Origin of the sequence: Streptomyces sp. NPDC001663, assembly GCF_042893105.1 — a bacterium.
GTDB lineage: Bacteria > Actinomycetota > Actinomycetes > Streptomycetales > Streptomycetaceae > Streptomyces.
Map to the genome: position 1 here is coordinate 939,963 of NZ_JBIAUR010000001.1, position 19,891 is coordinate 959,853.

18 protein-coding genes are annotated in these 19,891 nt (G+C 69.4%); 14 read left to right on the top strand and 4 right to left on the bottom strand.

The features are described 5' to 3' along the window. Positions 1-148 precede the first annotated feature (148 nt). Entirely contained in the window at positions 149-592 is a 444-nt protein-coding gene (locus ACFY1L_RS04400; protein WP_388817950.1) for an SRPBCC family protein, read from the bottom strand. A 169-nt stretch (positions 593-761) separates the two neighbouring features. Between ACFY1L_RS04400 and ACFY1L_RS04405 the strand changes: the two genes are divergently transcribed. The 4 genes from ACFY1L_RS04405 (at position 762) to ACFY1L_RS04420 (ending at position 4,511) form a co-directional block, all read left to right on the top strand. Beyond that, on the top strand, positions 762-1,805 hold the full coding sequence (locus ACFY1L_RS04405) for an Rv2578c family radical SAM protein (RefSeq protein WP_388817952.1): 1,044 nt from the start codon (positions 762-764) through the stop codon (positions 1,803-1,805). A 135-nt stretch (positions 1,806-1,940) separates the two neighbouring features. Next, the gene (locus tag ACFY1L_RS04410) at positions 1,941-3,521 is read left to right on the top strand and encodes an alpha/beta hydrolase (protein WP_388817955.1); all 1,581 of its coding nucleotides are present in this window, start codon (positions 1,941-1,943) and stop codon (positions 3,519-3,521) included. A gap of 61 nt (positions 3,522-3,582) precedes the next feature. Next, positions 3,583-3,981 carry a RidA family protein gene (locus ACFY1L_RS04415; protein WP_388817958.1) on the top strand — a complete coding sequence of 133 codons (399 nt, stop codon included), beginning with the start codon at positions 3,583-3,585 and terminating at the stop codon, positions 3,979-3,981. 20 nt (positions 3,982-4,001) lie between these two features. Beyond that, complete coding sequence (locus ACFY1L_RS04420) at positions 4,002-4,511, top strand: GNAT family N-acetyltransferase (protein ID WP_388818938.1); 510 nt, start codon at positions 4,002-4,004, stop codon at positions 4,509-4,511. Positions 4,512-4,518: 7 nt separating this feature from the next. Here the strand turns inward: ACFY1L_RS04420 and ACFY1L_RS04425 are convergent, their stop codons facing one another. After that, complete coding sequence (locus tag ACFY1L_RS04425; protein WP_388817961.1) at positions 4,519-5,094, bottom strand: adenylosuccinate lyase; 576 nt, start codon at positions 5,092-5,094, stop codon at positions 4,519-4,521. A 402-nt stretch (positions 5,095-5,496) separates the two neighbouring features. Here ACFY1L_RS04425 and ACFY1L_RS04430 point away from each other — a divergent pair, with 402 nt between their 5' ends. The 9 genes from ACFY1L_RS04430 to pssA all read left to right on the top strand — a co-directional run bounded on the left by ACFY1L_RS04430 (position 5,497) and on the right by pssA (position 16,474). Then, positions 5,497-7,302, top strand: coding sequence for a 3-hydroxyacyl-CoA dehydrogenase family protein (locus ACFY1L_RS04430; RefSeq protein WP_388817964.1), 1,806 nt, complete (start codon positions 5,497-5,499; stop codon positions 7,300-7,302). A 160-nt stretch (positions 7,303-7,462) separates the two neighbouring features. Beyond that, positions 7,463-8,275: a TetR family transcriptional regulator gene (locus ACFY1L_RS04435; RefSeq protein ID WP_388817967.1), complete on the top strand. Its 813-nt coding sequence runs from the start codon at positions 7,463-7,465 to the stop codon at positions 8,273-8,275. 441 nt (positions 8,276-8,716) lie between these two features. Continuing rightward, entirely contained in the window at positions 8,717-10,054 is a 1,338-nt protein-coding gene (gene ccrA, locus ACFY1L_RS04440; protein ID WP_388818941.1) for a crotonyl-CoA carboxylase/reductase, read from the top strand. Positions 10,055-10,071: 17 nt separating this feature from the next. Continuing rightward, positions 10,072-12,120 carry a protein meaA gene (locus ACFY1L_RS04445; RefSeq protein WP_388817970.1) on the top strand — a complete coding sequence of 683 codons (2,049 nt, stop codon included), beginning with the start codon at positions 10,072-10,074 and terminating at the stop codon, positions 12,118-12,120. Then, positions 12,117-13,082 (top strand): CoA ester lyase, encoded by a 966-nt coding sequence (locus tag ACFY1L_RS04450; RefSeq protein WP_099932428.1) that lies wholly within the window; start codon positions 12,117-12,119, stop codon positions 13,080-13,082. Before ACFY1L_RS04445 ends, ACFY1L_RS04450 begins: the two co-directional genes overlap by 4 nt. Positions 13,083-13,087: 5 nt before the next feature. Next, positions 13,088-13,600, top strand: coding sequence for a MaoC family dehydratase (locus ACFY1L_RS04455; RefSeq protein ID WP_062716551.1), 513 nt, complete (start codon positions 13,088-13,090; stop codon positions 13,598-13,600). 3 nt (positions 13,601-13,603) lie between these two features. Continuing rightward, the gene (locus tag ACFY1L_RS04460) at positions 13,604-14,809 is read left to right on the top strand and encodes an acyl-CoA dehydrogenase family protein (protein ID WP_388817974.1); all 1,206 of its coding nucleotides are present in this window, start codon (positions 13,604-13,606) and stop codon (positions 14,807-14,809) included. 170 nt (positions 14,810-14,979) lie between these two features. After that, entirely contained in the window at positions 14,980-15,636 is a 657-nt protein-coding gene (locus tag ACFY1L_RS04465) for a phosphatidylserine decarboxylase (RefSeq protein WP_388818944.1), read from the top strand. Positions 15,637-15,658: 22 nt separating this feature from the next. Next, on the top strand, positions 15,659-16,474 hold the full coding sequence (gene pssA / locus ACFY1L_RS04470) for a CDP-diacylglycerol--serine O-phosphatidyltransferase (protein WP_388818947.1): 816 nt from the start codon (positions 15,659-15,661) through the stop codon (positions 16,472-16,474). 86 nt (positions 16,475-16,560) lie between these two features. Here pssA and ACFY1L_RS04475 read toward each other — a convergent pair whose 3' ends face one another. After that, on the bottom strand, positions 16,561-17,679 hold the full coding sequence (locus ACFY1L_RS04475) for a glycerate kinase (protein WP_388818950.1): 1,119 nt from the start codon (positions 17,677-17,679) through the stop codon (positions 16,561-16,563). A 214-nt stretch (positions 17,680-17,893) separates the two neighbouring features. On the opposite strand from ACFY1L_RS04475, the gene ACFY1L_RS04480 reads away from it, so the two are divergent. Beyond that, positions 17,894-18,967, top strand: a complete 1,074-nt coding sequence (locus ACFY1L_RS04480) for an ADP-ribosylglycohydrolase family protein (RefSeq protein WP_388817977.1) — start codon at positions 17,894-17,896, stop codon at positions 18,965-18,967. Here ACFY1L_RS04480 and ACFY1L_RS04485 read toward each other — a convergent pair. After that, on the bottom strand, positions 18,964-19,845 hold the full coding sequence (locus ACFY1L_RS04485; protein ID WP_388817980.1) for an SDR family NAD(P)-dependent oxidoreductase: 882 nt from the start codon (positions 19,843-19,845) through the stop codon (positions 18,964-18,966). The two genes, ACFY1L_RS04480 and ACFY1L_RS04485, sit on opposite strands and share 4 nt — an antisense overlap. Positions 19,846-19,891 lie beyond the last annotated feature (46 nt).

Below are 19,891 nucleotides of genomic sequence, written 5' to 3' on the forward strand. Positions count from 1 at the left end.
GTACCGCTCCCCTCGTCGCGCCGCCGCGCGGATTCCCGCTTGAGGCGACAACTACGAGCAGGCGCAGCGAGTTACGGCGGATCGGTGCAGTGCACAGAGATCCACTCGAACCGGTGAGGGAGGTCAACGACCGCCGGGCGCGCGGGACTTACTTCTCGACCTCGGTGGCGAGCTTCTCGAGCACGGCGTCGTAGATCCGGCCGAGGCCCTTGGGCGCGAAGGTCTTCTCGAAGAAGCCGCCGATACCGCCGGCGCCGTTCCAGACGGTGGTGACGACGACTCGGGACCTGCCCTCACCGGCCGGGGTGACCGTCCAGGTCGTGACCATCGAGGAGTTGCGGTCCTTCTCGACGAGCTGTCCGTCGGTGGGCTCGCCGACCTCCAGGAGGCAGTCGCGGACGCGCTTGCTGGTGGCCTGGAGCTTCCAGTGGACGAGGGTGCCCTCGCCGTCGCCGCCCTCGCGCACCTCGTACTCGCTGAAGTGCTCGGGCAGCAGCTTCGCGCGCGTGCCGCTGTAGTCGGCGAGGGCGTCGAACACCTTCTCCGCGTCCGCCGCGACGACCCGCTCAGTAGTGGCCTCGACCTGCGCCATTGCGTTCCTCCAGGACTTGCTTCTCTCGGGGTTGGGGCAAGCCAACCACCCCCGCCCACGGCCGCCCAAATCGGGGTACCCCCGGGCACCCGAGGCGATCGGGAATAGGCCTTGCCCCGTAATTCGAACACGTGTTTCACTCTGGGGGCAGCGGCACCAAGGAGGCGTCATGCGCTGGGAGAACCTCACCGTGGAAGCCGGCGGCCACAGCCGGGCTGCCGACACCGCACTGTTCGGCGCGGAAGCCGTGGTCAGCCGCCAGTTCGACACGCCCGAGTTCAGAGGGATCACGTTCCACGAGGTGCGGGCCCGCTCGATCATCAACCGGGTGCCGGGGGCCTCGCGGATGCCCTTCGAGTGGACGGTCAACCCCTACCGGGGCTGCTCGCACGCGTGCGTGTACTGCTTCGCCCGCAAGACGCACACCTATCTGGACCTCGACTCGGGGATCGACTTCGACTCCCAGATCGTGGTCAAGGTCAACGCCCCGGAGCTGCTGCGCCGCCAGCTCGGCTCGCGCCGCTGGCAGGGCGAGCACATCGCGATGGGCACCAACGTCGACTGCTACCAGCGCGCGGAGGGCCGCTACCGCCTGATGCCGGGCATCCTGGCCGCCCTTCGCGACCACGCCAACCCCTTCTCGATCCTGACGAAGGGCACGCTCATCCTGCGCGACCTCGACCTGCTGGTGCAGTCGGCGCAGGTGACGGACGTCGGCATCTCCGTGTCGGTCGGCTTCACCGACCCCGAGCTGTGGCGCACCGTGGAGCCGGGCACACCCGCCCCGGAGCGCCGCCTGGACGTCGTGCGCACGCTCGCCGAGCACGGTATCGGGTGCGGTGTCCTGATGGCCCCCGTGATCCCGTTCCTGAGCGACCAGCCGGCCCAACTGCGCGCCACCGTACGGGCGATCGCGGCCGCCGGGGCCACCTCCGTCACCCCTCTGGTGCTGCACCTGCGGCCCGGCGCCCGCGAGTGGTTCATGGCCTGGCTGGCCCAACACCACCCGTACCTGGTGCGCCGCTACGAGCGCCTGTACGCGGACGGCGCCTACGCCCCGAAGTGGTACCAGCGCCGGATCACCCGTCAGGTCCACGACCTGGCCCAGGAGTACGGGATCGGCCCCACGCGCGCGGAGATGCCGCGACGGATCAGGCCACCGGAGCCGCCGGAGCCGGAGATGTCCGAACCGACCCAACTTTCGCTTATTTGAGATCGTACGAGCGCATCCCGCGACCTGATTGGGTCAAGTCTTGTCAGAACGAGTTCTTCCGGGACTGCTTTCCGGGACGATGCGGCGAAGACCGTGAGACTCGCGGTCCAAATCCCTCCGTCCTGGGAGGACTCCATGAGAAAACGCGCAGTCGTGCTGAGCGGTGTCGCCGTCGTCGTGGCCGGGAGCTTCACCGCTCTCCCCGCCGACGCGAGCACCTCGCAGCCCCCGGAAACCGCTCAAGCCGCGAAACTCACCTGGAAGAACTGCGGCACCACCGACTATCCGACGCTCCAATGCGCGTCCCTCAAGGTGCCGCTCGACCACCGCCACCCGTACGGCAAGCAGATCACGCTCGCGCTCTCGCGCGTGAAGCACACCGCGAAGAAGAGCCAGGGCCCGCTGCTGGTCAACCCCGGTGGCCCCGGCGGCAGCGGCCTCTCGCTCGCCGGATTCGTCGCGTCCTCGCTGCCCAAGGCGGTCGCGGCCCAATACGACGTCATCGGCTTCGACCCGCGCGGGGTGGGCAAGAGCACGCCCGCCCTCAACTGCAAGCCCGGCTACTTCAACCCGGTGCGGCCGGACTCCGTGCCGAGCACGCCGGCCATCGAGAAGGCCAACCTCGACCGTGCCAAGTCCTTCGCCGCGGCCTGCGGCAAGAAGTACGCGGGCGTGCTGCCGTACATCAACACCATCCAGGCCGTGCAGGACATGGACTCGATCCGTGCGGCAACGGGCGCCAAGAAGACCAGTTACTTCGGTTACTCGTACGGCACTTATCTCGGCGCGGTGTACGCCAAGCTCTTCCCGCAGCGTGTGAAGCGTCTGGTCCTGGACTCGATCGTCGACCCGACCGGTGTCTGGTACGACGACAACATCTCGCAGGACTACGCCTTCGACGCCCGCCAGAAGGCCCTGATGGCCTGGATCGCCAAGTACAACTCGACGTACAAGCTGGGCACCGACCCGACCAAGATCGAGGCCAAGTGGTACGCGATGCGGGGGGCGCTCGCGAAGAAGCCGGCCGGCGGCAAGGTGGGGGCCTCCGAGCTGGAGGACACCTTCATCCCCGGCGGTTACTACAACGGCTACTGGCCCTATCTGGCCGAGGCGTTCGCGGCGTACGTGAACGACAAGAACGCCGACCCGCTGGTCGAGGCGTACGAGAACTTCGCCGCCGTGGACGCGTCCGGGGACAACGGCTACAGCATCTACACCTCGGTGCAGTGCCGTGACGCCTCCTGGCCGCGCGACTGGAACCAGTGGCGCAAGGACAACTGGGCGGTGTACGACAAGGCGCCGTTCATGGCGTGGAACAACGCCTGGTACAACGCGCCGTGCGCCTTCTGGCCGACGGACTCGCTGAAGCCGGTGCACATCGCCAACGACAAGCTGCCGCCGACGCTGCTGTTCCAGGCGACCAACGACGCGGCCACCCCGTACGAGGGCGGCGCCACGGTCCACCGTCTGCTGGCCGGCTCGAGCTTCGTGGTCGAGCAGGGCGGCGGGAACCACGGCATCACGCTGAGCGGGAACGCCTGCCTGGACAAGTACCTTGCGGCGTATCTGACCGACGGAACGGTGCCACGCAGCGGCGGCCCGGTCGACGCGGTGTGCGCCAAGCTGCCCGACCCCAAGCCGCTGAGCACGACGAAGGCGGCGTCGACGTCCGCCGGCGGCTCCGCGCTGCACGGAATGCTGGGCTTCCGCGGCTGACGCAGAGCCGAGTCGAGGTCCCGTCGGGGGCGTTGTCAGACCCATGGTCCACGATGGACGCATGAGTCAGCCGACCCGGATTCCCGCCCCCGACGGGGTCTTCCCCGCCACCCAGTACAGCCATGTCGTCATGGGCACCGGCCGTTTCGTGGCGATCGCCGGCCAGCTCGCCCTGGACGAGGACGGCAAGCCCGTCGGCGAGGGCGACCCCGAGGCCCAGGCCCACCAGGTCTTCGAGAACCTGCGCCGCTGTCTGGCGGCCGCCGGCGCGACCTTCGACGACGTCGTCAAACTCACCTATTTCGTCACGGACATGGCGCACATGCCCGCGATCCGCACGGCCCGCGCCGAGCACATACCCGACGACCGCCTCCCGGCCGCCTCCGCGGTGCAGGTGGTCGCGCTGGTCCGGCCCGAGTTCCTGATGGAGATCGAGGCGTTCGCGGTGGTGGGCGAGTGAGCGGTCTCCGGATCCGGGAGATGACACTGGCCGACTGCGACCGCGTGGCCGAGATCCGCGTCGGCGGCTGGCAGACCGCGTACCGGGGGATCATCCCGCAGTCGTACCTCGACGCGATGAGCGTGGCGGAGGACGCCGAGCGCCGCCGCGCCCGCTTCGAGGAGAGCCTGCGGAGCGACGGCACAGTCGTGAACCTGATCGCCGAGACGGCCGGCGAGATCGTCGGCTGGGCCTGCCACGGCCCGTACCGGGACGGCGAAGTTCGCACCGGGGACGCCGAGTTGTACGCGATCTACGTGGACCCTGACCGGTTCGGCGCCGGGGCCGGGCGGGCCCTGATCGCGCAGTCGGTGCGACGGTGCACGGCCGCCGGGCACCCCCGCATGTACCTGTGGGTCCTCGAGGAGAACGCGCGCGCCCGGCGCTTCTACGAGCGGTCGGGCTTCCGCGCGGACGGCACGAAGGAACCCTTCGAGGTGGACGGCGTCGCGGTGCCCGAGGTGCGGTACGTCAGGGACCTCACCGGCTGACTCGGCGTCACCTCTGCTTCGGGATCCGCGCCAGTGCCTGCACCGCCGCCTCCGCCAGCACCGGATGCGCGAGGGCCTCGTTCAGTACGGGCCGGGCGCGGGCGTCCTCCAGGCTGCCCAGCCCCTCCACGCAGGCGAGGGCCACGCGCCGGTACGGGTCGTGCGGGCGCAGCCTCCGCTCCAGGGTGGTGATCAGCGCCGGCACGGACTCCGGGGCGCGCAGCTCGGCCAGCAGCCGGACCGGGTGCAGGGCGTAGGCGACGCGCAGCTCGTTGGTGGCGAGGGCGGCCGCCGCGCGCGCGGTGCGGGGGTCGCCGAGGCGGGCGAGCGCGTACGCGGCGGAGGCACAGCGCTGCGGATCACGGTGGTTCAGGAACAGGACGAGGGCCTCGAAGGCGCGCCGGTCGCCCGCGAGCCCCAGCCGGAACGCGGCCAGCTCCCTGGCCCACAGCGGCTGCCCGGTCTCGGTGAGCACCCGCGCCAGCTCGTCGGGGTCCTCGGTCGCCACGAGACGGTCGTAGGCGGCGGACCCTCCCGACTCCGCCCGTAAACGCTCCGTGAGTGATCGCAACTCTTCGTCCATGACACCGAAGATTAGAGGGGACTTCGATCTCTCGGGACGCACATCACAAACACGGGGACTAGCGCGCTCGTTACCCGCCGGTTAAGCTCAGACGAGCGAGTTACCCACTCGCACCTGCTTGCGGCGGCCTGGTGACGCAGCCGTCGTGAGAGCAGTCGGTTCGGTACATCGAGTACCGCAGCACGACCCGGCCTCGGGACAGGGCCGGTCGAATCACCACCGTTCGCTCCAGGCGTGTGCGCGCCCACGGCGACGGCAGGCACCGGGCGTGTGCGCTTGCAGCCCGGCAACACCCGCATTCCTTTCACGCACCCGGTGCGCCATGGCTTCGACTCCGGTCGGGCCTGACTCGGCGCACCCGGGCGCGCTCCCAGTCGTCACCCTCATTCCTGGAGTCCCGCGATGGCCACTCCCCTGTCCCAGACCCCTTCGTCTCCGCTCACGACCATTGCCGTCGTCGGCCTCGGCACCATGGGCATCGGTATCACCGAGGTCCTCGCCAAGGCCGGCCGCGAGGTCGTCGGCATCGACATCAGCGAGGCCGCGACCGCCAAGGCCGTCGCCGCCCTGGAGGCCGCCACCGCCCGTGCCGTGGAGCGGGGCCGGCTGACCGAGCAGGAGCGCGCGGACGTCCTCGCGCGTGTCCGCACCTCCACCGACCTGCAGGCCGCCGCCGACGCCGATCTCGTCATCGAGGTGGCTCCGGAGTCGTACGAGATCAAGCACCAGATCTTCCGCGAACTCGACGGCATCGTCCGCCCCGAGACGATCCTGGCGACCGGCACCAACGCCCTGTCAGTGACCCGCCTGGCCGCCGACTCGGCCCGCCCGGAGCGCGTGCTCGGCCTGCACTTCTTCAACCCGGCGCCGGCCATGAAGCTGGTCGAGGTCGTCTCCTCGGTCCTCACCGCGCCGACGGCCGTCACCGCCGTCACCAACCTCGCCCTCGACCTCGGCAAGGAGCCCGTCGCGGTCGGTGACCGGCCCGGATTCGTCGCCGACGGGCTGCTGTTCGGCTACCTCAACCAGGCCGCCGCGATGTACGAGGCCAAGTACGCCTCCCGCGAGGACATCGACGCCGCGATGCGGCTCGGCTGCGGGCTGCCGATGGGCCCGCTCGCGCTGCTCGACCTGATCGGCGTCGACACGGCCCGTACGGTCCTGGAGGCCATGTACGCCGAGTCCCACGACCGGCTGCACGCCCCCGCCCCGATCCTCAAGCAGCTCAGCGAGGCGGGCCTGACCGGCCGTAAGTCGGGCCGCGGCTTCTACACCTACGAGGCGCCGGGCAGCGCCACCGTCGTGCGGGACGCGCTGACGCCGCTGGACGGCGCCGCCCTGACCCCGGGCCGCGAGGTGCGCTCCGTCGGTGTCGCCGGCTCCGGCACCATGGCGTCCGGCATCGCCGAGGTCTTCGCCAAGGCCGGCTACGAGGTCGTGCTCGCCGCCCGCAGCGAGGAGAAGGCGCAGACCGCCAAGGCCCGTATCGGCAAGTCGCTTTCGCGCTCCGTCGACAAGGGACGGATGACCGCCGAGGCCGCGGCGCAGACCCTGGACCGGATCACCGCTGCGGGTTCGTACGAGTCCTTCGCCGAGGTCGACCTGGCCGTCGAGGCGGTCGCCGAGGACCTGGAGATCAAGCAGCAGCTGTTCGCGACGCTGGACAAGGTCTGCAAGCCGGGCGCGGTCCTGGCCACCACGACCTCGTCGCTGCCGGTCGTCGCCTGTGCCCGTGCCACCTCGCGTTCGCAGGACGTGATCGGCATGCACTTCTTCAACCCGGCGCCGGCGATGAAGCTGGTCGAGGTCGTCCGTACGGTCCTGACGGCCGAGGACGTCCACTCAACGGTTCGCGAGGTCTGCGGCAGGATCAAGAAGCACGCGGTCGACTGTGGGGACCGTGCAGGCTTCATCGTGAATGCACTGCTTTTCCCGTACCTCAACAACGCGATCAAGATGGTGCAGGAACACTATGCATCTCTTGACGACATTGACGCGGCGATGAAGCTGGGCGGCGGCTACCCGATGGGCCCATTCGAGCTGCTGGACGTCGTCGGGCTCGATGTCTCCCTTGCGATCGAGAAGGTCCTGCACCGCGAGTTCCGCGACCCGGGCCTGGCCCCGGCGCCGCTCCTGGAGCATCTGGTGGCCGCGGGCTGCCTCGGCCGGAAGACGGGCCGTGGCTTCCGCGAATATGCCCGCCGCTGACGGCGCCGGCGACTGGTTCAGAGGCGAGACGGACTGGGGCGGGCTGCTCGAGCCGGGCAGTCACCCCGTGTCCGCCGGGCCCGGTACACCCCCGCCCACACCGGGCGGGGGAACCCCGGTACATGCGCAACAAGCTGCGCACATGCAGTACGTTCGGGTCATGTCCCAGCCCGCCAAGTCCTCACGTACACCAGCTACGCCCGACGCGCCGGAGAGTGCCGCAGGCAGTCGCGCGGCCGCCCAGCGGCTCAAGATGCGCCGCGAACTGGCGGCCGCGGCGATGGAGCTGTTCGCGACCAAGGGGTACGAGGCGACCACCGTCGACGAGATCGCGGCCGCGGCCGGGGTCGCGCGCCGCACCTTCTTCCGCCACTTCCGCTCCAAGGAAGAGGCGATCTTCCCCGACCACGACGACACGTTGATCCGTGCGGAGGCCGTGCTCAATGCGGCTCCCCCGCACGAGCACCCGCTCGACACGGTGTGCCGCGGCATCAAGGAAGTCATGCGGATGTACGCGGCCCGGCCGGAGATCTCGGTCGCCCGCTACAAGCTCACCCGCGAGGTGCCCACCCTGCGCGAGGCGGAGATCGCGTCGGTGGCCCGCTACGAGCGCCTCTTCACCCGCTACCTCCTCGGCCACTTCGACGAGCACGCGCACGACGACGACGCCAACGACGACCCGCTGCTGGCGGAGGTCGCCGCGTCAGCGGTCGTCACCGCCCACAACCACGTCCTCAGACGCTGGCTGCGGGCCGGCGGCCAGGGCGACGTGGAGGCGCAGCTGGACCACGCCTTCGCGATCGTGCGCAAGACGTTCGGGTCGGGCATCGGGGCGGGCCGCACGACGCCACCGAAGCCGCCGGCTCCCGCGACGGTCTCCACCCAGGGCGAGGTCCTGGTCACCGTCGCTCGCACCGACGCGCCGCTGGACGAGGTCATGCGGACCATCGAGGAGGCACTGAAGGACCGCTGAGCCCCTTCGCGAGGGTGTCCTGGGACACTCCGCGCCTGTGATGACGGCCACCCACCCGGGTGGCCGTTTTGGCATGTCAGGGGCCCTTTTCAGGCACCTTTCAGCGCGCGTTCGATCGATCATCGCTCATTTGTTACGTAAAGATTTCACCTGAGGGCAATCTCTGGCACTCAGTGCCTTGCGGGGTGACACGCGGTGTCATACGTTGAAGGAGTCCGGGCGGCCGGCGTGCAGAGACCATACGCACGCCGGCTGTCCCCTCAAGCCAATGGCTTGCGCGCCCGGACGCCTGCGTCACAGGCAACCTCCCGCGCCACAAAGCGCTGCCGAACAGCACCACCGCCGAACCGACGGCACTTCCCAAAACCCTCAGCAGCACACCGACGTAACCCTCAGCACCCCTCCCTCAGGGTGCGTATCGCCGGAGGCAACACCGTGACCGTGAAGGACATCCTGGACGCGATCCAGTCGCCGGACTCGACGCCGGCCGACTTCGCCGCTCTGCCGCTCCCCGAGTCGTACCGCGCGATCACCGTGCACAAGGACGAGACGGAGATGTTCGCGGGCCTGGAGACCCGCGACAAGGACCCGCGCAAGTCGATCCACCTCGACGAGGTGGCCCTGCCCGAGCTCGGCCCGGGCGAGGCCCTGGTGGCCGTGATGGCCTCCTCGGTCAACTACAACTCCGTGTGGACCTCGATCTTCGAGCCGCTGTCCACCTTCGGCTTCCTGGAGCGCTACGGCCGCCTCAGCGAGCTGACCAAGCGGCACGACCTGCCGTACCACATCATCGGCTCCGACCTCGCGGGCGTCGTCCTGCGCACCGGTCCGGGTGTCAACGCCTGGAAGCCCGGTGACGAGGTCGTCGCGCACTGTCTGTCGGTCGAGCTGGAGTCCAGCGACGGCCACAACGACACGATGCTCGACCCCGAGCAGCGCATCTGGGGCTTCGAGACCAACTTCGGCGGCCTCGCCGAGATCGCGCTCGTCAAGTCCAACCAGCTGATGCCGAAGCCGGACCACCTCAGCTGGGAGGAGGCCGCCGCTCCCGGTCTGGTCAACTCCACCGCCTACCGCCAGCTGGTCTCCCGCAACGGCGCCGGCATGAAGCAGGGCGACAACGTCCTGATCTGGGGCGCGAGCGGCGGCCTCGGCTCGTACGCCACGCAGTTCGCGCTGGCCGGCGGCGCCAACCCCATCTGTGTCGTGTCCTCGCCGCAGAAGGCGGACATCTGCCGCGCGATGGGCGCCGAGGCGATCATCGACCGCAACGCCGAGGGCTACAAGTTCTGGAAGAACGAGCACGAGCAGGACCCGCGGGAGTGGAAGCGCTTCGGCAAGCGCATCCGCGAGCTCACCGGCGGCGAGGACGTCGACATCGTCTTCGAGCACCCCGGCCGCGAGACCTTCGGCGCCTCCGTGTACGTCACGCGCAAGGGCGGCACCATCGTCACCTGCGCCTCGACCTCGGGCTACAACCACGAGTACGACAACCGCTACCTGTGGATGTCCCTGAAGCGGATCATCGGCTCGCACTTCGCCAACTACCGCGAGGCCTGGGAGGCCAACCGGCTGATCGCGAAGGGCAAGATCCACCCGACCCTGTCGAAGGTCTACTCCCTGGAGGAGACCGGCCAGGCGGCGTACGACGTGCACCGCAACCTCCACCAGGGCAAGGTCGGCGTGCTGTGCCTGGCCCCCGAGGAGGGTCTCGGCGTGCGCGACGAGGAGATGCGCGCCAAGCACATCGACGCCATCAACCGCTTCCGCAACATCTGAGACACCCGGGGTCATAGATGACTGAGCGTCAGCCCGCCGAAGGCAAGCGGGAGAAGGACCGGCCGTGGCTCATGCGCACGTACGCCGGTCACTCCACGGCCGAGGCGTCCAACGAGCTGTACCGGCGCAACCTCGCCAAGGGCCAGACCGGCCTGTCGGTCGCGTTCGACCTGCCGACGCAGACCGGCTACGACTCCGACCACATCCTCGCCCGCGGCGAGGTCGGCCGGGTCGGCGTGCCGGTCGCGCACCTCGGTGACATGCGCCGGCTGTTCCAGGACATCCCCCTGGAGCAGATGAACACCTCGATGACGATCAACGCCACCGCCATGTGGCTGCTGGCGCTCTACCAGGTCGTCGCCGAGGAGCAGGGTGCGGACATCACCAAGCTCCAGGGCACGACCCAGAACGACATCGTCAAGGAGTACCTGTCCCGCGGCACACACGTGTTCCCGCCGGGGCCGAGCCTCCGTCTGACGACGGACATGATCGCGTACACGGTCTCCCACATCCCGAAGTGGAACCCGATCAACATCTGCAGCTACCACCTGCAGGAGGCGGGCGCCACGCCGGTCCAGGAGATCGCGTACGCGATGTCCACCGCCATCGCGGTCCTCGACGCCGTCCGGGACAGCGGTCAGGTCCCGGCCGAGAAGTTCGGTGACGTGGTCGCCCGTATCTCCTTCTTCGTGAACGCGGGCGTCCGCTTCGTCGAGGAGATGTGCAAGATGCGCGCCTTCGGCCGCATCTGGGACAAGGTCACGCGCGAGCGCTACGGCATCGAGAACGCCAAGCAGCGCCGTTTCCGGTACGGCGTCCAGGTCAACTCCCTGGGTCTGACCGAGGCGCAGCCGGAGAACAACGTCCAGCGGATCGTGCTGGAGATGCTGGCCGTGACCCTCTCCAAGGACGCACGCGCGCGTGCCGTCCAACTCCCGGCCTGGAACGAGGCGTTGGGCCTGCCCCGCCCCTGGGACCAGCAGTGGTCGCTGCGCATCCAGCAGGTGCTGGCGCACGAGAGCGACCTGCTGGAGTACGAGGACATCTTCGAGGGCTCGCACGTCATCGAGGCGAAGGTCGCGAAGCTCGTCGAGGAGTCCCTCGCGGAGATCGAGCGGATCCAGGAGATGGGCGGCGCGATGGCCGCCGTCGAGTCGGGCTACCTCAAGTCGCAGCTCGTCTCCTCGCACGCCGAGCGCAGGGCTCGTATTGAGTCCGGTCAAGAGAAGATCGTCGGCGTCAACATCTTCGAGACGACCGAGCCGAATCCATTGACTGCGGATCTCGATACAGCGATCCAGACAGTCGATCCAGCTGTCGAGGCTCGCGTCATCGCATCACTGCAGAACTGGCGCGACACCCGCTACCAGCCGCCCTTCAACCACCCGCGCCCGTGCAAGGCGCTGGAGAAGCTGAAGGAGGCCGCCAAGGGCACCGGCAACCTCATGGAGGCCACCCTGGAGTGCGCCCGCGCCGGGGCCACGACCGGCGAGTGGGCCGGCGCCCTGCGCGAGGTGTTCGGCGAGTTCCGCGCCCCGACCGGCGTCTCGTCCGCGCCGGTGGCGATCGCCGCCGAGGAGGGCTCGGCCATGTCCGAGGTCCGCCGCAAGGTCGACCTGACGGCGAAGGACCTCGACGTCGGCAAGCTGCGCTTCCTGGTCGGCAAGCCCGGGCTGGACGGGCACTCCAACGGCGCCGAGCAGATCGCCGTGCGGGCCCGTGACGCCGGCTTCGAGGTGGTCTACCAGGGCATCCGTCTGACGCCCGAGCAGATCGTGGACGCGGCCCTCGCCGAGGACGTGCACGCGGTCGGCCTGTCGATCCTGTCCGGATCGCACGCCCAGCTGGTGCCGGACGTCCTGGAACGGCTCCGTGTGGCCGGTGCCACAGATATACCGGTGATCGCCGGTGGCATCATCCCGAATGGTGACGCCGAGCAGCTCAGGGCCGCCGGAGTGGCCGCCGTCTTCACCCCGAAGGACTTCGACATCACCGGCATCATCGGCCGCATCGTCGACGAGATCCGGAAAGCGAACAAGCTCGACCCCCTGGAGGTCCCCGCATGACCACGCCCGTCAACCGTCTGCGTCCGCGACGCTCCTGCCTCGCGGTCCCCGGAAGCAACCCCCGCTTCCTGGAGAAGGCGCAGGGCCTCCCGGCCGACCAGGTCTTCCTCGACCTGGAGGACGCGTGCGCGCCGCTCGCCAAGCCCGAGGCGCGGCACACGATCGTCAAGTTCCTCAACGAGGGTGACTGGACCGGCAAGACGAGGGTCGTGCGCGTCAACGACTGGACGACCGAGTGGACGTACCGCGACGTCGTCACCGTCGTCGAGGGTGCCGGACAGAACCTCGACTGCATCATGCTGCCGAAGGTGCAGACGGCCCAGCAGGTCGTCGCCCTCGACCTCCTGCTGACCCAGATCGAGAAGACGATGGGCTTCGAGGTCGGCAAGATCGGCATCGAGGCACAGATCGAGAACGCCCAGGGCCTCAACAACGTCAACGAGATCGCGACGGCCTCCCAGCGCGTCGAGACGATCATCTTCGGCCCGGCCGACTTCATGGCGTCGATCAACATGAAGTCGCTCGTCGTCGGTGAGCAGCCGCCCGGCTACCCGGCGGACGCCTACCACTACATCCTGATGAAGATCCTGATGGCCGCCCGCGCCAACAACCTCCAGGCGATCGACGGCCCCTACCTGCAGATCCGCAACATCGACGGCTACCGCGAGGTCGCCCAGCGCGCCGCCGCCCTCGGTTTCGACGGCAAGTGGGTGCTGCACCCGGGCCAGGTCGAGGCGTCCAACGAGATCTTCTCGCCCTCGCAGGAGGACTACGACCACGCCGAGCTGATCCTGGACGCGTACGACTACTACACGTCCGAGGCGGGCGGCAAGAAGGGCTCCGCGATGCTCGGCGACGAGATGATCGACGAGGCCAGCCGCAAGATGGCGCTGGTCATCTCCGGCAAGGGCCGCGCCGCCGGCATGCAGCGCACCAGCAAGTTCGAGATCCCGGAGGCCTGAGCGCGATGCAGTTCGGACGCACCTACGAGGAGTTCGAGGTCGGGGCGACGTACAAGCACTGGCCGGGCAAGACGGTCACGGAGTACGACGACCACCTGTTCTGTCTCCTCACCATGAACCACCACCCGCTCCACATGGACACCAACTATGCGGAGAAGACGACGGACTTCGGCAAGAACGTCGTCGTCGGCAACTACATCTACTCGCTGCTGCTCGGCATGAGCGTGCCGGACATCTCCGGCAAGGCGATCGCCAACCTGGAGATCGAGTCGCTCAAGCACGTGGCGCCGACCTTCCACGGCGACACGATCTACGGCCAGACGACCGTGCTCGACAAGTGGCCGTCCAAGTCGAAGAACGACCGCGGCATCGTCTATGTCGAGACCAAGGGCTACAAGCAGGACGGCACGCTGGTCTGCGTGTTCCGCCGCAAGGTGATGGTGCCGACCGAGACGTACATCAAGGAGCGCGGCGGCGAGCAGCCGGGCCGCCCCGAGCTCAAGCAGCAGGAGAAGTAAGCCATGGCCCGTCTCGCCCAGACCGCCGGTCTGACCGACATCCAGCAGGAGATCCTCTCCACCGTCCGCGACTTCGTGGACAAGGAGATCATCCCGGTCGCGACCGAGCTGGAGCACCGCGACGAGTACCCGCAGCAGATCGTCGACGGCCTCAAGGAACTCGGCCTGTTCGGCCTGATGATCCCCGAGGAGTACGGGGGTCTGGGCGAGTCGCTCCTCACCTACGCCCTGTGCGTCGAGGAGATCGCCCGCGGCTGGATGTCGGTCTCCGGCATCATCAACACCCACTTCATCGTGGCGTACATGCTCAAGCAGCACGGCACGCAGGAGCAGAAGGACCACTTCCTGCCGCGCATGGCGGCCGGCGACATCCGCGGCGCCTTCTCGATGTCGGAGCCGGCCCTCGGCTCGGACGTGTCCGCCATCACCTCCAAGGCGGTCAAGGACGGCGACGAATACGTCCTCAACGGCCAGAAGATGTGGCTGACGAACGGCGGAACGTCAAGTCTGGTCGCCGTACTCGTCCGAAGTGATGAAGGACACCCCGAGGGCACCGCGCCCCACAAGTCGATGACGACCTTCCTGGTCGAGAAGGAGCCCGGCTTCGGAGAGGTCCGCCCCGGCCTCACCATCCCCGGGAAGATCGACAAGATGGGCTACAAGGGCGTCGACACCACCGAGCTGATCATGGACGGCCTGCGGATTCCGGCCAACCGTGTGCTCGGCGGCGAGACCGGCCGAGGTTTTTACCAAATGATGGACGGAGTCGAGGTCGGCCGCGTCAACGTCGCGGCGCGTGGCTGCGGCGTCGCTCAGCGTGCGTTCGAACTGGGCGTCTCGTACGCCCAGCAGCGCCACACCTTCGGCAAGCCGATCGCCCAGCACCAGGCCATCCAGTTCAAGCTGGCCGAGATGGCTACCAAGGTCGAGGCCGCCCATGCGATGATGGTGAACGCGGCACGCAAAAAGGACTCCGGTGAACGAAACGACCTTGAGGCTGGGATGGCGAAGTACCTCGCCTCCGAGTACTGCAAGGAGGTCGTGGAGGACGCCTTCCGGATCCACGGCGGCTACGGCTTCTCCAAGGAGTACGAGATCGAGCGCCTCTACCGCGAGGCCCCGATGCTGCTGATCGGTGAAGGTACCGCCGAAATCCAGAAAATGATCATCGGTCGCAGGCTGCTCGAAGAGTATCGGTTCCAGGGCTAGATGTCCGGATACGGGGTGTTTTCTTGGAGAAGAAGATCACACCCCGTCAGCTCTCTTCGGCCGCCGACTCGGCTTCCTGGCTTGCCCAGTTGCGGCCCGCGACCGGTACGATCCCGGGAAAGCCGCCGTCCCCCGTTACAGCGCGGCATCATCCGCTACGAAGGTCATCCATGCCCCACAGCCAAACCTCTGCACCACGCGACAGCCTGGCAGGCGTACGTCTTGCGCGCGGAGCATCGCCGTGGCTTCTCCCGACCGTCGCCACCGCAGCCCTCAGCCTGGCCCGTGCGCGCCGCTCCGGCGCCGCCAAGGCCGTGGCCGTGCCCGCCACCGCACTCGCGGCGGGCATGCTGTGGTTCTTCCGCGACCCCGAGCGTGAGATCGCCCCGGGCCGGGTCATCTCGCCCGCCGACGGTGTGGTGCAGAGCATCATGCCGTGGAAGGACGGCCGCACCCGCGTCGCGATCTTCATGAGCCCGCTCAACGTCCACGTCAACCGGGCGCCGCTCTCCGGCACGGTGACGTCGGTCGAGCACATCCCGGGTGGGTTCGTTCCGGCGTTCAACAAGGAGAGCGAGAACAACGAGCGCGTAGTCTGGCACTTCGACACCGAACTCGGCGACATCGAAATGATCCAGATCGCCGGCGCGGTGGCCCGTCGCATCGTCCCCTACATCCCGCAGGGCACGAAGGTCGAGCAGGGCGACCGTATCGGTCTGATCCGCTTCGGCTCGCGCGTCGACATCTACCTGCCCGAGGGCGTGGAGGTCGCGGTCGAGGTCGGTCAGAAGACCGTGGCTGGGGTGACTCGCATTGACCGTGATTGATCCTGATACCCAGGCGGGCTGGGTGCCCGAGGCCGACGAGGTGGACGAAGAGGAGGAGATGCCCCTCTCTCTCCGCCTCTCAATAGCGGACACCCTCACCCTCGGCAACGCGACGTGCGGCTTCATGGCGGTGTACTTCACGACCACCGGCATCCTGATCCCGCACCTCACCGGTGACCAGGAGACCGGCATGGCCCGCCACAGTGCGGCCACCGCGGTCATCCTGATGCTGTGCGCGGCGGTCTTCGACCTGTTCGACGGCCTGGTCGCGCGCAAGCTGCGCTCCTCGCCGATGGGTGCGGAGCTGGACAACCTCTCGGACCTGATCAGCTTCGGTCTGGCGCCGGCGTACTTCGTCCTCGTCTACGGCATGGTCGCGGACGACGCGCACCAGAGAGTGGCTGCGGTCGGGGCAATCGTGGTGCTCCTGGCCGTCGTACTGCGTCTGGCGCGGTTCTCGTGCGTGACGGTCCCGAACGGCATGTTCCAGGGCATGCCCTCCCCGTTCGGCGCCCTGACGGTGGTCTCGATCGTGCTCCTGGAGCTGCCCTTCGTGGCCACGCTCCTGGCGATCCTGGGCACGGCCTGGCTGATGGTGAGCCGGGTCGAGTACCCGAAGCCGCGCGGCCGCCTCGCCGTGGCGATGCTGTCCTGGATCGTCGTCTCGATGGGTCTGCTGGCGGCCTGGGCCTTCGACGCCCCGAGCGGTCAGCTGCTCCTCCAGACGGGCTGCGCGCTCCAGCTGGTCACCGGCGCGGTGATCCCGCTGTTCGCCACGGCCCGCCGGGTGAACAACTTCCGGGACAACCGGCGCGAGGCACGGGCACAGCTGCCGTAGCGGTTTGAAGCCGTAGCGGTTCTACGACGGTGAAGGGCCCCGAGCCACTCGGCTCGGGGCCCTTCGTCGTTCCGTGAGGCGGCTCCTCAGCTCAGGAAGTCCCGGCCGATCTGCTCCGCCACCCGCTCCAGGATCGGCCCGGCATCCGCGATGCACTTCGCCACGTCCGGCTCGACGGACGTGAGCGGGTACGCCCGTCGGATCCCCGCCCGGCCCAGCGCCTCCGGCTGCAGCACGAGGCGCCCGCAGACTGCGATGACCTCCTTGTCGGCGGCGCGTGCGGCGGCGGCGACGCCCGCCGGGGCCTTGCCGTGCAGGGTCTGTTCGTCCAGGGAGCCCTCGCCCGTGATCACGAGGTCGGCCCACTCCAGTGCGGGTGCGAAGCCGAGCACCTCGAGCATCACCTCGATGCCGGGGCGGAAGCGGGCGCCGAGCAGGAGGGCGCCGTAGCCGATGCCGCCGGCGGCGCCCGCGCCCGGGGAGGCGGCGTGCTCCGCGGCCTTCGCGCCGACCGCCTCCTCCAGCACCTTGGCGTAGTGCGCGAGGGCGGTGTCCAGGGTCTCCACGTCGTCCGGGGAGGCGCCCTTCTGGGGGCCGTAGACGGCGGGGGCGCCCTTCGGGCCGGTCAGCGGATTGTCGACGTCGCTCGCCAGGACCAGTTGGACCGAGGCGAGTCGGGGGTCCAGGTCCGACAGGTCGGCGGAGGCGAGCTCGCTCAGGCCACCGCCACCCGGCGGGACCGGCTCGCCGTCCGCGTCCAGGAACCGCGCGCCCAGTGCGGACAGCATTCCGGCGCCGCCGTCAGTGGTCGCGCTGCCGCCGACGCCGAACACGATCGTCCGCGCGCCCGCGTCGAGCGCGGCCCGCAGCAGTTCTCCGGAGCCGTACGTGGACGCCGTGAGCGGTGCGAACACGCCGGCCGGCAGCCGCTGCAGGCCGCTCGCCTCCGCCATCTCCACGACCGCCGTGCCCGCGCGCAGTGCGAAGGCCGCCGTCACCTCGTGTCCGAGCGGTCCCGCGACGCGCACCTCGCGGCGCTCGAAACCGGCCGCGACCGCCGCGTCCACGGTTCCGTCGCCGCCGTCGGCCACGGGCAGCGCCTCCACCTGGAGGTCCGGTACGACCTTGCGCAGCCCGGCCATCACCCGTTCGGCGACCTGCACCGCCGTCAGCGACCCCTTGAACTTGTCCGCGGCGATGAGCACCCTCTGGGCACCGATGCCTGCAGCGTCCGCCACCTTGTCTTCCCCTTGCTCTCCGGGCCTCACGCATGTCAAGGCCAGTCGCGCCGCTGCGACCTTAACCGGAGAGCGCCCCCGCCGTCATGCACCGACCGGAGCCTGGGACGCCGCTGGGAGCCCGCTGTGCGCCCTTGCCGAACCCCGCGCAGCCGGCGCCGGAATTGGGTAAACCGGTCCTATGACCCCTGTGGGCACTGAGCCAGAGCTCACCGACCGCATCCTCGGGGGCTGGCTGGGCCGGATCGCGGGCAACATGCTCGGCAAGCCGGTCGAGCAGGGCGACCTGTGGACGCGGGACCGTATCGACCGCTACTTGCGGCAGGCCGCCGCCCTGCCCCTGACCGACTACCTCCCCGAGCCCGCCGACGAGAGCGACGGCTTCGAGCTGCGCCCCGAGTGGCGCCAGTGCGTGCGCGGCCGCATCCACGGCAGCTGCCGGGACGACGACGTCGACTACGCGATCCTCGGCCTCGACCTCCTGGAGACCCACGGCTTCGGCTTCAGCACCGAGCAGGTCGGCGAGCTGTGGCTGCTGCGGCTGCCGTATCTGCAGACCTTCACGGCGGAGCGGGCCACGTACCGCAACCTCGCGAACGGCCTGAAGCCGCCGCTCACGGCCACCTACGACAACCCGTACCAGGAGTGGATCGGCGCCCTGATCCGCGCCGACATCTACGGCTGGACCTGCCCCGGCGTCCCGCGCCGCGCCGCCTCCCTGGCGCGCCGGGACGCGGTGCTGTCGCACACCGGCAACGGCGTGTACGGCGCGATGTGGGCGGCGGCACTGATCTCTGCGGCGTTCACGGCACCCACGGTCCGGCACGCGGTGGACCAGGCCCTCGCCGTGATCCCGGCGAGCAGCCGCCTCGCCCGTACGGTCCGCCGGGTCGTCTCGCTCCACGACACCCGGATGACCTGGGAGGACACGCTGACGACGGTCGCGGAGGAGACCGCCGGGCTCGGCTGGATCCACACCATCCCGAACGCGGCCGTACTCACCGCGGGCCTTCTGTACGGCGACGGCGACTTCACCCGCACCATCACCCTCACCGTCCGCGGCGGCCTGGACACCGACTCCAACGGAGCGACGGCGGGCTCGGTGGCCGGGGTACTGACCGGGGCGGACGCGATCCCGACGCAGTGGAAGGAGCCGCTGGAGGACACGGTCCGCAGTGCGGTGTTCGGGTTCGACGGGGTGCGGATCAGTGAGCTGGCGGAGCGGACGGTGCAGCTGGCGGAGGCCGAACCCTAGAGACCGGGGCGCGCGTGCGCCGGGACTGGCGCTTCCGCGAACGCCCCGGCCGTCAGTCCCATCGCCCGCAGCACCAGGCGGTCGCGCAGTCCGTCCGGCAGGAACCGCAGCAGGGCGAGCGCGCGGCCGTCGCGACCGGTGGTGTACAGGGTGGCGGGGCGGCGCGCGGTCAGGGCGCGGACGACGGCGTTCACGGCGGGCTCGACGGGCCCCAGTGTCTGACGTGCGGCGGTGGCTCGTACGGCGTCCAGGGCGGCGGCGTAATACCGCTGGGTCTCGGTCGATCCCACCCACCCGAGCTCCGCGCTCGCCTTGTCGGCCGTTGCGAAGATGGCGGTGTCCATGGCGCCGGGTTCGACGAGGGAGACCTTGACGCCCTGGTGGTGCACTTCCGCGCGCAGGGACTGGGTGAGTGCCGACAGGGCCGCCTTGGAGGCGGCGATCGGGCCGAAGAAGGGCGGCGGGACGCGGGCGGAGACGGCGCCGATGTTCACGATCCGGCCGCCAGTCGTCCGTAGAGCGGGCAGGAAGGCCCGGATCACGGCGGCCTGCCCGATGACGTTGATCTCGAACTGGCGCCGCCACGCCTCGGCCGGCGTCAGCTCGACGGGACCCTGACCCATGATGGCGGCGCTGTTGACGAGCCCGTCCAGGCGTGGCCCGACCGCTTCTGCGGCGGCGTGGACGGACTCCTCGTCGGTGACGTCCAGCCGGACGGGCTCGAGGCCGGCGTCCCGCAGCGCGGTCGCGTCCGCGGGCCTGCGGTGGGCGGCGTACACGATCCAGCCGTCGGCGTGCAGCCTGCGGGCCACGGCGGAGCCGACGCCGCCGGTGGCGCCGGTGACGAGGACGGTTCGGGGAGGGGTCAGCTCAGCCACAAGGGCCGCCTTTCACAAGGGAGTTCGTGACGTGGGATTTCGCTGT